This is a genomic window from Microvirga splendida (genome assembly GCF_016427565.1).
Classification (GTDB): domain Bacteria; phylum Pseudomonadota; class Alphaproteobacteria; order Rhizobiales; family Beijerinckiaceae; genus Microvirga; species Microvirga splendida.
Map to the genome: position 1 here is coordinate 48318 of NZ_JAELXT010000019.1, position 13279 is coordinate 61596.

Genomic DNA, 13279 nt, shown 5'->3' on the forward strand with positions numbered 1-13279 from the left:
GGAGCGCTTCTCTTTTGTCCGCGTTGCTCCCGCACGAGAGACGTGGATGGCTGCATTTTAACCGCACGAGCAGATCCGCTTTTGCGAAAAGTGCTCCAGTCCCGTAAAGGATGCGGGTTATGAAATTTCTCGACCAAGCCAAGATCTATATTCGCTCCGGCAATGGCGGTGGCGGCGCCATCTCCTTTCGCCGTGAAAAGTTCATCGAGTTCGGCGGGCCGGACGGTGGCGACGGCGGCCGCGGCGGCGACGTGTGGGCGGAATGCGTGGAGGGTCTCAACACCCTCATCGACTACCGCTACCAGCAGCATTTCAAGGCCAAGACCGGCGGCCACGGCATGGGCAAGAACCGGCATGGAGCCAAGGGCGCCGATGCGGTTCTGAAAGTCCCGGCCGGCACCGAGATCCTGGAGGAGGATGGCGAGACCGTCATCGCCGACATGACCCATGTGGGCCAGCGGGTGCTGCTGGCAAAGGGCGGCAACGGCGGCTTCGGCAATGCCTATTTCACCACCTCGACCAACCGCGCCCCGCGCCGGGCCAATCCCGGCCAGGAGGGGCAGGAGCGCACGCTCATCCTGCGCCTCAAGCTGATCGCGGATGCGGGCCTCGTCGGGCTGCCGAATGCGGGCAAGTCCACGTTCCTGGCGACAACCACGGCTGCCAAGCCGAAGATCGCCGATTATCCCTTCACCACGCTTCATCCGGGGCTCGGCGTCGTGCGGGCCTATGGCCGCGAGTTCGTGCTGGCCGACATTCCCGGCCTGATCGAAGGCGCGTCCGAGGGCGTGGGCCTCGGCGACCGTTTTTTGAGCCACGTGGAACGCTGCCGGGTGCTGCTGCACCTGGTGGAGGGCACGAGCGAGGATGCGGGCGAGGCCTACAAGACCGTCCGTCACGAGATCGAGGCCTATGGCCATGGCCTGGACGAGAAGCCCGAGATCGTGGCGCTCTCCAAGGCCGATGCCCTGGACGAGGACACGCTGAAGGCGCAGCTGAAGAAGCTGAAGAAGGCCAGCAAGCGGACGCCTTACGTGATCTCCTCGGCCTCGGGCCAAGGCGTGCAGGAGGTGCTGCAGGCGCTCCTCACCGTGATCGATCAGGCCAAGGTCGAGGACGAGCCGGCTCAAGCTCAGGAAGAGTGGCATCCGTGACCCCAAGCCTCAGCCAGTTCCGCCGCGTCGTCCTGAAGGTCGGCTCCGCGCTCCTCGTCGACCGGGCGCGCGGACGGCTGAACCATGCCTGGCTGGCGGCTTTGGCCGAAGACATCGCCGATCTCCATGCCAAGGGGGCCGACGTGCTCGTCGTCTCCTCCGGGGCCATCGCCATGGGGCGCACGGTGCTGGGGCTCCCGTCCGGACCCTTGCGTCTTGAGGAGAGCCAGGCGGCCGCGGCGGTCGGTCAGATCGCGCTCGCGCGCACCTGGTCGGAGGTGCTGGCCCATCACGGCATCACGGCAGGCCAGATCCTGGTGACGCTGGCGGATACGGAGCAGCGGCGGCGCTATCTCAATGCCCGCGCCACCACCCTGAAGCTTCTGGAGATGCGCGCCGTTCCGGTGATCAACGAGAACGACACGGTGGCGACCTCCGAGATCCGCTACGGCGACAACGACCGCTTGGCGGCCCGGGTCGCCACCATGATCGGCGCCGATCTCCTGGTGCTGTTTTCCGACATCGACGGCCTCTACACGGCCCCGCCCGCATCCGATCCGAACGCCGAGCACATCCCCGTAGTCGAGCGCATCACGCCTGCCATCGAGGCCATGGCCGGGGGCGCGGCCTCCGAACTGTCCCGGGGCGGCATGCGCACCAAAGTCGAGGCCGGCAAGATCGCGACATCCGGCGGCACGCACATGATCATCGCCGACGGCCGCACAAAAAATCCGCTGAAGCGTGTCACCGAGGGCGGGCGCTGCACCTGGTTTATCACGCCGTCCAACCCCGCCACCGCCCGCAAGACCTGGATCGCCGGCGCGCTCGAGCCGCGCGGCACGCTTGTCGTCGACGAGGGCGCGGTCCGTGCGCTGCAGGGCGGCGCGAGCCTGCTGCCTGTGGGCGTGCGGCGCATCGAGGGCTCGTTCCACCGCGGCGATGCGGTGACGATCCGCAGCGAGGCCCGCGTGCTGGGCCGAGGCCTCGTGGCCTATGACGCGGAGGATGCGGCGCGCATCATCGGCCGTCCCAGCCGCGAGATCGAGGGCATCCTCGGCTATCCCGGCCGCACCGAGATGGTTCACCGGGACGACATGGCCCTCAGCGACTGATCCGCGTCCAGAAGCCTCAGCAGGGTCTGCGCGTCGCCGGGCGCGGCGCTCTTGATGTCGTTGTCGAAATACACATAGACGCTGCGCTCGTCCTTTCGCCAATCGGCAATGCGCCGGGTCCAGTCCTGCAAGGTCTCGGCCGAGTAGCTGCCCGCATAGCGTCCGTTGGTGCCGTGCGCGCGCACATAGACGAAATCGGCCGTGGCCTCCCAGGGCGCAGGCGCATCAGCGTGATCGGAGATGCACAAAGCCGCATTGTGATCGCGCAGGACCCGGAAGGTGTCCTCCTCGTACCAGCTCGGATGCCGGAACTCGAAGGCGCAGCGGCCTCCCTGCGGGATGAGCGACAAGCAGCGCGCCACCCGCTCCCGCGTCTCCGTATCGGCCTTGAAAGTGGGGGGCAGCTGGAACAGGACCGGGCCGAACTTGTCCCCGAGAGCGTTCATGCGACTGAAGACGAGATCGATGCTCTCCTCGATGCCTTTCAGCCGCTTCATGTGTGTGATGAAGCGCGAAACCTTCCAGGCGAACAGGAACCGCTTCGGCGTGGAATCGTGCCAGGTCCGCACGGCCTGCTCGGTGGGGAGGCGATAAAAGGAGTTGTTGATCTCCGCCGTGTCGAAGCGCTGGACGTAGTAGGACAGGAAGTCCTTGATCTTCAGGCGCGCCGGGTAGAAAGGTCCGTGCCAGGACCGATAGTGCCAGCCCGAGGTTCCGATGCGGATCTCAGGCGGGGCGGAGCGGCTTGGCTCAGGGGCGGCCTGCCGTGCTATGGGTTCCAGATGAGGCATTCCCCCTGGGGTGTTCAGGGGCCGGGACTTGGACATGGACGACATTCGCGCCTTGATTTCAGAAGTGCTCGCCGACTACCTCAACGCACCAGGCGCGGCTTCGGTTGGAAATCCTGACATTCCGGCTCTCATGCGTGAGCTTGGGCGCCGCGCACGGACAGCCGCCCGGCGCGTGGCGCTGGCCTCCGCAGAGGACAAGAACGCCGCTTTGCGCGCCATGGCCGCGCGCATCCGGGCGCGGGCGGATGCGATCCTCGCCGCCAACGAGCAGGATCTGGCCGAGGCGAACGCCAAGGGGCAGCCTGCCTCCTTCATCGACCGGCTCATGCTGAATCCCGAGCGGCTGGAGGCCATTGCGGCTGCAGTCGAGAGCATCGCCGGTCTGCCCGATCCGGTCGGGCGCGTGATGGCCCGCTTCGAGCGTCCGAACGGCCTGCAGATCGAGCGCGTGGCGACGCCGCTCGGCGTCATCGGGGTGATCTTCGAAAGCCGGCCCAACGTGACGGCGGATGCGGGTGCCCTGTGCCTCAAGGCCGGCAATGCCGCGATCCTGCGTACCGGTTCGGAGAGCTTCCTCACGTCGCTCACCCTCGCCCAGGCGATGGGGGAGGGGCTGGAGCAGGCGGGCCTGCCGGCCGACGCCGTCCGCCTCGTGCCGACCCGCGACCGTGCGGCCGTGGGCGCCATGCTGTCCGGGCTCGACGGCAATATCGATGTGATCGTGCCGCGCGGAGGCAAAAGCCTCGTGGCGCGGGTGCAGGAGGAGGCCCGGGTGCCGGTCTTCGCGCATCTGGAGGGCATCTGCCACGTCTTCGTGCATGGATCGGCCGATCTGGAGATGGCCAAGGCCATCGTGCTGAACGCCAAGCTGCGCCGCACCGGCGTCTGCGGCTCCGCCGAAACGCTGCTGGTGGACCGGGCCTGCGCCGAAACCCATCTCAAGCCGCTCGTTGCCATGCTGATCGAGGCCGGTTGCGCCGTGCGCGGGGACGAGGCCGTTCAGGCGGCTGATTCGCGCGTGACTCCGGCAACGGAGGAGGATTGGCGCACCGAATATCTCGACGCCATCATCTCCGTCCGGGTGGTCGACGGGCTCGACGAGGCCATCGCCCATATCGAATCTTACGGCTCCCACCACACCGATTCCATCGTCACCGATGATGAGGCCGCCGCCGAGCGCTTCCTGGCCGAGGTGGATTCCGCCATCGTGCTCCACAACGCCTCGACCCAGTTCGCCGATGGCGGCGAGTTCGGTTTCGGGGCCGAGATCGGCATCGCCACCGGGCGCATGCACGCCCGCGGGCCTGTGGGCGTGGAGCAGCTGACCTCGTTCAAGTACCGCATCCGCGGCTCGGGCCAGACGCGCCCGTGAAGCCTTCGACCTCCCGCTTCCGCATCAGGCCCTCCGGCCTGGCCCGCCTGCCGCGGGTGGCCCCCGGCATGCGGATCGGCCTTTATGGCGGCTCCTTCAACCCGGCCCATGCCGGACACCGCCATGTCAGCGAGATGGCCCTGAAGCGGCTCGGGCTCGACCGGGTCTGGTGGATCGTCACCCCGGGCAATCCCCTCAAGGACACGGGCGAGCTCGCCACCACCGCCATGCGGGTGGAGGAAGCTCAGGCTTTGGCCGATCATCCCCGCATCGACGTGACCGCCTTCGAGGAGGAGATCGGGGCCCGCTATACCGTGGACACCCTGGCCTATCTCAAGCGGCGCTACCCCGATGTCCGCTTCGTCTGGATCATGGGAGCGGACAACCTGGCAGGCTTCCACCGCTGGCGCGGCTGGCGCCGCATCGCCCGGATGATGCCGATCGCCATCGTCGACCGTCCCGGCTGGACCCTGAAGGCCGTCCGGTCCCACAGCGCCACGGCCCTGTCCGAGGGGCGAATCGACGAGGCCGATGCCCTCGCCCTGCCGGGGCTCAGGCCGCCCGCCTGGGTTTTCCTGCATGGGCCCCGGTCCCACCTCTCGTCCACCCAGCTGCGGCAGATGCGACGAACTTCTCCGATAGGAGGACGTTGAAAAATGGGGCCTTCCCGCATTATCTTAAGGGTCGGCGCCATTTAAGCGCTGCTGAGAAAGGGTCTGAACCTGAACCGACTATCTTCCGTCGAAGCGGACTTGAACCCGCTTCCTCCTCTCTCTGGAGCGGACGCTCCTGCCGCAGAGGATATCCGGGCCGCTGCCCTGGCCTCCCTCGAGGATATGAAGGCCGAAAACACGGTCGAGATCGACCTGGCCGGAAAGACCTCGCTTGCCGACACCATGATCGTCACCTCGGGCCGCTCCGACCGCCATGTCGGCGCGATTGCCGAGCGCGTGATCAAGGACCTCAAGGACAAGGGGTTCGGCAACGCGCGCGTCGAGGGCCTGCCGGCCTGCGACTGGGTGCTCATCGATGCCGGCGACGTGCTGATCCACGTTTTCCGTCCCGAGGTTCGTGGTTTCTACAACCTCGAGAAGATGTGGGGCGCCGACCGCCCGCAGGATCGCGCGAGCTAAAAGCATGATCCGGGCAAGTGGGTACCGGTTGCCCGGCCAAGATCATGCGGCATTGAAAGGGTAAGGCCAGGATCGTGCGATTGAGCTTGCTGGCCGTGGGCCGTCTGAAGAGCGGCCCCGAGCGGGAGCTGGTCGAGCGATACAGGCAACGGGTCGAAGGCATGGGCCGGGCCTTGAGTCTGGCCGGGCTCGACATCGTCGAGCTGCCGGAGAGCCGCGCGCGCCGAGAGGATGACCGGCGCGCTGAAGAGGCCGCGGCTTTGCTCGAAAAAGCCGGTTCCTCCGTGCTGATCGTCTTCGACGAGCGCGGCAGGAGCCCCTCGAGCGAGGCTTTCGCCGAAAAGATCAGGCAGTGGCGCGACGAGGGCCGTGCGGGAATAGCCTGCGTCATCGGCGGGCCCGACGGCCTCGATCCCAAGCTGCGCCAGCGCGCTGACCTCGTGGTGTCCTTCGGGGCGCTCACCATGCCGCACCAGATCGTGCGGGCGCTCGTGGCCGAACAGCTCTATAGGAGCCTGACAATCATAGCCGGTCACCCTTATCATCGGGCCGGCCACGATGATTCCTGACCGGATGACCCGCTTCGAAACCTTCCTTTCCCGCAAGGCCCTCGGCCTTGCCGCCTTGATGATCGCCGCCAGCCTGAGCCCCGCCGGGGCCCAGCAGCCCACGCCTGCGCCTGCGGCACCATCCGTCCCGGCGGAAACGGCCGAGGAGAAGGCGCGGCGGGAGCAGGACCTGAAGGTTCTGGAACAGGCGATCACGGCCAATGCGGAGGCACGCCGGCGGCTTGAGGCCGAGATCGAGTCCATCAGGGCCGACCGGGCCAAGCTCAACACGGCCCTGATCGAGACGGCCGAGCGCGTGCGCGGCACCGAAGACCGCATTCGCGGGCTGGAGCAGAGGCTTCAGACCCTGACCTCCAGCGAAGCGGCCATTCGCCGCTCCCTGCAGAGCCGCCGGGCCGTCATCGTCGAGGTTTTCGCCGCCCTGCAGCGCATGGGCCGCCGTCCGCCACCGGCCGTGCTGGTGCGGCCGGAGGACATGCTCGAGGCGGTTCGGGCTTCGATCATGCTGGGCGCCGTTCTCCCGGAGCTGAGAGTTGAGGCCGAGATCCTGGCCACCGACCTCGCCGAGCTTGTTCGCCTGAAGGAGGCCATCACCGTCGACCGCTCGACCCTCAACAGCGAGCTGGCGGCGCTCACCCGCGAGCAGGAGCGGGTCGCGGCCCTCATGGAGGCCCGTCAGGGCCGCATTGCCGAGGTGGAGCGCGATGCGGGCGCCGAGCGGCAAAAGGCTGAGGAACTGGCCCGCCAGGCCGGAACGCTCAAGGAACTCATCGACCGCATGGAAGCGGAGATCGCTGGGGCGCAAAGAGCCTCGGAGGAGGCGCGCAAGGCTGCCGAGGCTCAGGAGCGCCAGACCCGCGAGAAATTTGCCCAGCTCGCCTTCAGGGATCCGGCGCGGCTGGCTCCCAAGATTCCCTTCGCGGAAGCCAGGGGCCTGCTGCCGCGGCCCGTCAGCGGCGAGACGACTCTGGAGTTCGGCGCCGCGGATGGGTATGGCGGAACGACGCGTGGCATTTCGATCACGGCCCGGCAGAATGCAACCGTGGTATCACCCTCCGACGGTTGGGTGGCCTTTGCGGGCCCCTTCCGGTCGTATGGACGACTCTTGATCATCAATGCCGGTGGTGGATACTATGTTCTTCTGGCCGGTATGGACCAAATCAACGTTGATGTCGGGCAGTTCGTGCTCGCCGGCGAGCCCGTTGCGACCATGGGAGAGGCTCCTCTCATGAGTTTGATCGGCGCCGCCATAGAAAAGAACAACCCCGTCCTCTATGTTGAGTTCAGGAAAGACGGCGGTTCGATTGACCCAAGTCCCTGGTGGGCAAAATCGCAAAGCGAAAAGGTTCGCGGATAATGCGCAAACTATCCCTCTTGATTCTCGGTGCGGCCATCGGCGCGGGCAGTGCGACCATGGTGTCGCAGACCAGCCTTATGTCGGGCATGAGCGCGGTTGCCGCCTCGGCCGACACGTACCGTCAGCTGAGCCTTTTCGGAGACGTCTTCGAGAAGGTCCGCACGGATTACGTTGAAAAGCCTGAGGAAGCGAAGCTGGTCGAGGCTGCCATCAACGGCATGCTCACCTCTCTCGATCCCCATTCGAGCTTCATGGATGCCAAGAGCTTCCGCGACATGCAGGTGCAGACCCGCGGCGAGTTCGGCGGCCTCGGCATCGAGGTCACCATGGAGGATGGCCTCGTCAAGGTCGTGACGCCGATCGACGAGACCCCCGCCTCCCGGGCCGGCATCCTCGCCAACGACATCATCACCCACATCAACGACGAGCAGGTCCAGGGCCTCAACCTGAACCAGGCGGTCGACAAGATGCGCGGTCCGGTCAATTCCTCCGTCACCCTCAAGATCCAGCGCAAGGAAGCCAAGGATCCGGTGGTGGTGAAGCTGACCCGCGAAACCATCAAGGTGCGCCCGGTCCGGGCCCGCGTCGAGGGCGACATCGGCGTCCTGCGCGTGACCCAGTTCAACGAGCAGACCTACGAGAACCTGCGTGCAGGCATCGAGAAGCTCACCAACGAGATCGGCGCCGACAAGGTGGCTGGCTTCGTCATCGACCTGCGCAACAACCCGGGCGGCCTGCTCGATCAAGCGATCATGGTCTCCGACGCCTTCCTCGACCGCGGCGAGATCGTCTCGACCCGCAGCCGGAATGCCGAGGACACCCAGCGCTTCAGCGCGAAGGCCGGCGACCTGACCAAGGGCAAGCCGCTGGTGGTGCTCGTCAACGGCGGCTCGGCCTCGGCGTCCGAGATCGTGGCCGGCGCCCTGCAGGACCACAAGCGTGCGACGGTTCTCGGAACCCGCTCCTTCGGCAAGGGCTCCGTGCAGACCATCATCCCGCTCGGCGGCAACGGCGCCGTGCGCCTGACGACGGCCCGCTACTACACCCCGGCCGGCCGTTCGATCCAGGCCAAGGGCATCGATCCCGACGTCGAGGTGCTGCAGGAGATCCCCGAGGAGCTCAAGGGCAAGGACGAGACCAAGGGCGAGGCCGGTCTGCGCGGCCACCTGAGCAATGGCGGCGAGAAGGAAGAGCGCGGCGGCTCCTCCGCCTACATTCCGCCGGATCCGGCCAAGGACAAGCAGCTGATTGCCGCTTACGACCTGCTGCACGGCGTCCGCAAGGATGCCGCCAACACGGCCGCGAAGCCGAATCCGAACTAAGAGCGGATCGTTCTTTCGTTCGAGAAACAGCGATGCAAATGGGCCCGGCGGGATGAACATCCGCCGGGCCCATTTCTGTTGCGGCGTCCACAGCCCTGCGGAAAGGCTTGTGCGAGAGCCGGTGAAGCGGCACTCTCTCTCCCTGCTTCGGAACTATGACCAAGCGCCGGCACTAATAAGAACCGTCCGCATTCGAGTTCCGTGATTAAGGGAGTGACTTTCCGATGAGGAGCGCAAGAGGATCACAGGCCAGAAAGGATCTGCCCTATCGCTCCTGTGTCGGCGTCATGCTGATCAACAAGGACGGCCTGGTGTTCATCGGCCGCCGCCGTTCCGATGCCGATGCGGCCTCCGACGGCTACTCCTGGCAGATGCCCCAGGGCGGCATCGACCCAGGCGAGGAGCCCTATCAGGCTGCCCTGCGCGAGCTTCATGAGGAAACCAGCGTCCGCTCCGTGACCCTCCTGGCCGAAGCGCCCGAATGGTACGCCTACGATCTTCCGACCATGGTGGCTGGGCGCGCCTGGCGCGGACGTTACCGCGGGCAGAACCAGAAATGGTTTGCGTTCCGGTTCGAGGGCGACGAGAGCGAGATCAACATCCATCAGCCGGGCGGCGGCGGACACAGGCCCGAATTCGATGAATGGCGCTGGGAAGAGATGCGCCGCCTGCCGGAGCTGATCATCCCGTTCAAGCGACCCGTCTATGAAAAGGTCGTTGCCGCCTTTGCGCCGCTTGCATCGGCAGGGCTGCACAGCTCTATCCACTCCTGACGGTTTGGAGGCTGCATCGGACCGGCTTTTCCAGCCGGCCTGAGTTCAAGTCGAAGCGATCTCTGCGGTGGGTGCTCTCGTGCTTGCGCATGAAACTTCGGCATCGCACTAACCGCCCCAAAATGCCCATTTTCAGAGGCGTTTCGTTCATGTTCATGAACCGCAGATGTACGCCGCCGATACTTATGGATGGGAACGGAACCCTAGCTGAAAACCCCCGTTGACAGGCTTGCAGAGGGCCATTGTCGGTCCTCCATCATAGGGAGGTTTCATCCAATGCGTGTCACTTTACTGGCCGGTGTAGCAGCAGCAACCCTTTCCCTGAGCGTGGCTGCGATGGCGCAGACGAGCAGCGGCAGCTCGAGCGGCAGCAGCGCCGGCGGCACTTCCGGCGGCTCCTCGGGCAGCTCGACAATCATGACGCCCGGCGCGTCCGGTGGCTCCTCGGGCTCGACCATGGGCGGCGCGTCCGGCTCGTCGAGCTCAACGACGTCGGGCTCCGCATCCAGCAGCACCGGCGGCTCGTCCGGCACCTCGACCACGGGCGGGACCTCGACCGACAGCGCCCAGTCCGGCACCTCCGGTAAGACGCAGGGCAGCACGTCCGGCACGGCCTCCAGCACGAGCGGCAGCTCGAACACGAAGGATAATGCGTCCAACACCACAGGCGGCGCGGCCAACACCAACACTACGGGCAGCACCAACTCGTCCGGCTCCACGAGCGTGAACGTGACCTCGGAGCAGCGGACGCAGATCTCGCGGTCGTTCAGCAGCGTGAACGTGCAGCCGCTCACCAATGTGGAGTTCAGCGTGAGCGTCGGCTCGACCGTCCCGACCTCGGTGACCACCCTGTACGACTGCCCGGAAACCGTCCGGAGCATTCTGACCGGCCTGCCGGAGTGCAAGTACATTGTCGTACGCGATCAGGTGGTGATCCTTGAGCCTCGCACCCGTCGCATCGTGACGGTGATCGAGCGTCGCGGCTGATCGGCAGCGTAGCGACGACGCCCCCTAAAAACCGGCGCCCGCGGCTCGACCGAGCCGTGGGCGTTCTCTCGTCAGGACCCGTGATCACGGATGGGCATGCCAGCGTGATGGACGATCAAGGGCAAGGGGTTGTTCTAGGCTGCGTAAGGAAAGGCAACAGCCTGCCTGTCGTACCGCTCTTGCCTGCGGTGCTGAGCGAGCAATTCCAGGGCCGCCCGTGCAAGAGTGCGAAATTCGTCCCTGACGATCTCCGGCTCGCGGTCCCACACCTGGGCATCGTCTTCGGCAGAATATAGGGCGCGCGCAACTGCTTCGATTTCATGTTCCATGATATGCCCCTCCCGGCTCGGATTGACTGCTTTCTTGATGCGGCGCGAGCGCTTGGAGGTACCCGTCTATGGGCTGCCCCAAGACCCGCGCGCATCCGGCATCCCCAGCACGGGCATTTGTTCCAAACGCCATGGTCGAGGCAACGTGGAAGATGAGGTAGCTCAAAAGCGATAATCCTTTCAGACAGCCATGCGCAGCCCCATGATCGGCGGCCTCACAGCATTCGAATGTCTGAACGGTCTTCGGCTTCTCGCCGTGCCACTGGAAGGTCAGTGGTGCCCCTGGCCGGGATCGAACCAGCACTCCTTGCGGAACTCGATTTTGAGTCGAGCGCGTCTACCAATTCCGCCACAGGGGCAAGGACCTGCGACGTACCATGAGGCGCGAAGGCGGGTCAATCCGGCAGATGTGAAGGGACGCCGCATGGGGCGCCTCTCGCCATCCGGCCGGGCTTGTGCCAAAGGGGTGGGGCGAACGGGCCCGTTCGCCGCCATCACCTGCGGGACACCATGCTGAGACGTCTCTACGACTGGACCCTAGCCCTTGCGGCCCGGCCTTCGGCCCCCTATGCGCTGGGCGCCGTATCTTTCTCGGAAAGCTCCTTCTTTCCGGTCCCGCCGGACGTGATGCTCGTTCCCATGATGCTGGCGCGGCCGGACAGGGCCTGGCGCTACGGTGCCATCTGCACGGTCACCTCGGTCCTTGGCGGCGTCTTCGGCTACCTGATCGGCGCCCTGACCTACGACACGATCGGCCTCTGGCTCATCGAGCTCTACGGCCTGTCCGACAAGGTGAGCCTTTTCCGGAGCTGGTACGAGGAATACGGCTCCTGGGTCATCCTTCTGGGCGGCCTGACACCGCTTCCCTATAAGCTCGTCACGATCATGTCGGGCCTGGCGGGATACAACCTGCTGTGGTTCATCCTGCTTTCCGTTTTCGCCCGCGGGGCGCGTTTCTTCTTCATCGCGTTGCTGATGAGCCAGTTCGGGCCCGCCATCAAGGCGTTGATCGACCGTCATTTCAACCTGCTTGCGGCCTTGAGCGTGGCCCTGTTCATCGGCGGTTTTGCCGCCGTCAAATTCCTGCTCTAGGCCTTTGTCGCGAATGATCGGTGCCCACCTTCACCGGAGTTGATGTCGGAGTTCGGAATGCGGATGCAGCTCAACGTCAAGCATGTCGCTCTAGCCGTTGCCCTGGGGGCGGCGGCCACGGTCGGCGGCGCGCTCGTTTTCGAGCACGTTTTCGGCTACGTGCCCTGCAAGCTCTGCCTGACCCAGCGCAATCCCTACTACATCGCCATTCCCCTCGGGATCATCGCAGCCCTCCTGCCGCCGCGCTGGACGAGGGCGGGCCTGTGGCTCCTCGCCCTGATCTTCATCGTCAGCGCCGGGCTCGGCGCCTATCATTCCGGCGTCGAGTGGGGTGTCTTCGCGGGCCCGAGCGATTGCGGCGGCGGGGCAGGGGCCGGAGCGGGCAGTGTCGGGGATTTCCTGAACCAGCTCGAGAACACCCGCGTGGTCAGCTGCACGGAAGCCGCGTGGCGCTTCCTCGGCCTGTCGCTGGCGGGATGGAACGTGCTGATCTCGCTGGCGCTTGCCGCCCTGGCGGCCATGGGAGCCGCTGGCAAAGGCCCGTATTTCGGCCGCTAACGCGCTGAACGGGAAGGGCCTTACGGCTCCAACTCGCTGTCCCAGTAGAGATAGTCCATCCAGCTGTCGTGGAGATAGTTGGGCGGGAAGAGGCGGCCGTTGGAATGGAGATCGTGGATGGTGGGGGCGAAGGGGCTCTGCCGGGGCCACATCTCGACCTCGCGGGGCAGCTTGTCCCCCTTCTTGAGATTGCAGGGCGCGCAGGCGGCGACGACGTTTTCCCAGGTGGTCTGCCCGCCCTTGGACCGGGGAATGACGTGATCGAAGGTGAGGTCCTCGCGAATGCCGCAATACTGGCAGCTGAAGCGGTCGCGCAGGAAGACGTTGAAGCGGGTGAAGGCCGGGTGCCGGGACGGCTTGACGTAGGTTTTCAGGGAGATGACCGAGGGGAGGCGGAATTCGAAGGTCGGACTTCGCACGACCTTGTCGTATTCCGACACGATGTTGACCCGGTCCAGGAACACCGCCTTGATCGCATCCTGCCAGCACCAGATGGACAGGGGGTAGTAGCTCAAAGGCCGGTAATCGGCATTGAGAACGAGGGCCGGGCAGGCCTCCGGTCGTACAACAGGTTGGACGTGTATCGTCACCTCACCTCCTCTTGGGGAAAAAGAGAAGACTGCTATCCCGTCTGATTAGACTATAGGCAGTGTGACGCTGTTGTGAAGATCACAGGCAATACGTTTGTGACGCACCCACAGGGATGTGGATGCGCCCTGGGCCTGCCTCA

General features: G+C 65.6%; 16 protein-coding genes and 1 tRNA gene. 12 read left to right on the forward strand and 5 right to left on the reverse strand.

Going from position 1 to position 13279, the window contains the following annotated elements:
• The first annotated feature begins 119 nt into the window (after positions 1-119).
• Both obgE and proB read left to right on the forward strand, forming a co-directional pair.
• Positions 120-1154 carry a GTPase ObgE gene (obgE, locus tag JAO75_RS16640; protein ID WP_199050258.1) on the forward strand — a complete coding sequence of 345 codons (1035 nt, stop codon included), beginning with the start codon at positions 120-122 and terminating at the stop codon, positions 1152-1154.
• Positions 1151-2266 carry a glutamate 5-kinase gene (proB, locus tag JAO75_RS16645; RefSeq protein WP_199050259.1) on the forward strand — a complete coding sequence of 372 codons (1116 nt, stop codon included), beginning with the start codon at positions 1151-1153 and terminating at the stop codon, positions 2264-2266. The genes obgE and proB overlap by 4 nt, the downstream gene beginning before the upstream one ends.
• Here the strand turns inward: proB and JAO75_RS16650 are convergent.
• The gene (locus JAO75_RS16650; protein ID WP_246742567.1) at positions 2236-3057 is read right to left on the reverse strand and encodes a DUF72 domain-containing protein; all 822 of its coding nucleotides are present in this window, start codon (positions 3055-3057) and stop codon (positions 2236-2238) included. The genes proB and JAO75_RS16650 overlap by 31 nt on opposite strands.
• Before the next feature lie 130 nt (positions 3058-3187).
• On the opposite strand from JAO75_RS16650, the gene JAO75_RS16655 reads away from it, so the two are divergent.
• From JAO75_RS16655 to JAO75_RS16685, 7 genes are all read left to right on the forward strand, one after another.
• Positions 3188-4429, forward strand: coding sequence for a glutamate-5-semialdehyde dehydrogenase (locus JAO75_RS16655; RefSeq protein WP_246742569.1), 1242 nt, complete (start codon positions 3188-3190; stop codon positions 4427-4429).
• Entirely contained in the window at positions 4426-5082 is a 657-nt protein-coding gene (locus JAO75_RS16660) for a nicotinate-nucleotide adenylyltransferase (protein WP_199050262.1), read from the forward strand. Before JAO75_RS16655 ends, JAO75_RS16660 begins: the two co-directional genes overlap by 4 nt.
• A 183-nt stretch (positions 5083-5265) precedes the next feature.
• Positions 5266-5562: a ribosome silencing factor gene (gene rsfS, locus JAO75_RS16665; protein WP_036355921.1), complete on the forward strand. Its 297-nt coding sequence runs from the start codon at positions 5266-5268 to the stop codon at positions 5560-5562.
• Positions 5563-5636: 74 nt separating this feature from the next.
• The gene (gene rlmH, locus JAO75_RS16670; RefSeq protein ID WP_199050263.1) at positions 5637-6131 is read left to right on the forward strand and encodes a 23S rRNA (pseudouridine(1915)-N(3))-methyltransferase RlmH; all 495 of its coding nucleotides are present in this window, start codon (positions 5637-5639) and stop codon (positions 6129-6131) included.
• 4 nt (positions 6132-6135) lie between these two features.
• Positions 6136-7488 (forward strand): murein hydrolase activator EnvC family protein, encoded by a 1353-nt coding sequence (locus tag JAO75_RS16675; protein WP_199050264.1) that lies wholly within the window; start codon positions 6136-6138, stop codon positions 7486-7488.
• Positions 7488-8810 (forward strand): S41 family peptidase, encoded by a 1323-nt coding sequence (locus JAO75_RS16680; RefSeq protein ID WP_199050265.1) that lies wholly within the window; start codon positions 7488-7490, stop codon positions 8808-8810. Before JAO75_RS16675 ends, JAO75_RS16680 begins: the two co-directional genes overlap by 1 nt.
• 224 nt (positions 8811-9034) lie before the next feature.
• Positions 9035-9583: an RNA pyrophosphohydrolase gene (locus tag JAO75_RS16685; RefSeq protein WP_199050266.1), complete on the forward strand. Its 549-nt coding sequence runs from the start codon at positions 9035-9037 to the stop codon at positions 9581-9583.
• Positions 9584-9852: 269 nt separating this feature from the next.
• On the opposite strand, the gene JAO75_RS16690 is transcribed toward JAO75_RS16685, so the two are convergent.
• Entirely contained in the window at positions 9853-10242 is a 390-nt protein-coding gene (locus JAO75_RS16690; RefSeq protein ID WP_210340304.1) for a hypothetical protein, read from the reverse strand.
• A gap of 70 nt (positions 10243-10312) precedes the next feature.
• Between JAO75_RS16690 and JAO75_RS24930 the strand changes: the two genes are divergently transcribed.
• Complete coding sequence (locus JAO75_RS24930; protein WP_199050268.1) at positions 10313-10570, forward strand: DUF1236 domain-containing protein; 258 nt, start codon at positions 10313-10315, stop codon at positions 10568-10570.
• Between the two features lie 134 nt (positions 10571-10704).
• Here the strand turns inward: JAO75_RS24930 and JAO75_RS16700 are convergent, their stop codons facing one another.
• Positions 10705-10899 carry a hypothetical protein gene (locus tag JAO75_RS16700; RefSeq protein WP_199050269.1) on the reverse strand — a complete coding sequence of 65 codons (195 nt, stop codon included), beginning with the start codon at positions 10897-10899 and terminating at the stop codon, positions 10705-10707.
• Positions 10900-11173: 274 nt separating this feature from the next.
• Positions 11174-11258: transfer RNA gene (locus tag JAO75_RS16705), tRNA-Leu, on the reverse strand.
• A 151-nt stretch (positions 11259-11409) separates the two neighbouring features.
• On the opposite strand from JAO75_RS16705, the gene JAO75_RS16710 reads away from it, so the two are divergent.
• Both JAO75_RS16710 and JAO75_RS16715 read left to right on the forward strand, forming a co-directional pair.
• The gene (locus tag JAO75_RS16710; protein WP_199050270.1) at positions 11410-11991 is read left to right on the forward strand and encodes a YqaA family protein; all 582 of its coding nucleotides are present in this window, start codon (positions 11410-11412) and stop codon (positions 11989-11991) included.
• Positions 11992-12048: 57 nt separating this feature from the next.
• Positions 12049-12549 (forward strand): disulfide bond formation protein B, encoded by a 501-nt coding sequence (locus JAO75_RS16715; RefSeq protein WP_199050271.1) that lies wholly within the window; start codon positions 12049-12051, stop codon positions 12547-12549.
• A gap of 20 nt (positions 12550-12569) precedes the next feature.
• Here JAO75_RS16715 and JAO75_RS16720 read toward each other — a convergent pair whose 3' ends face one another.
• The gene (locus JAO75_RS16720; protein ID WP_036355619.1) at positions 12570-13139 is read right to left on the reverse strand and encodes an HNH endonuclease; all 570 of its coding nucleotides are present in this window, start codon (positions 13137-13139) and stop codon (positions 12570-12572) included.
• Positions 13140-13279 lie beyond the last annotated feature (140 nt).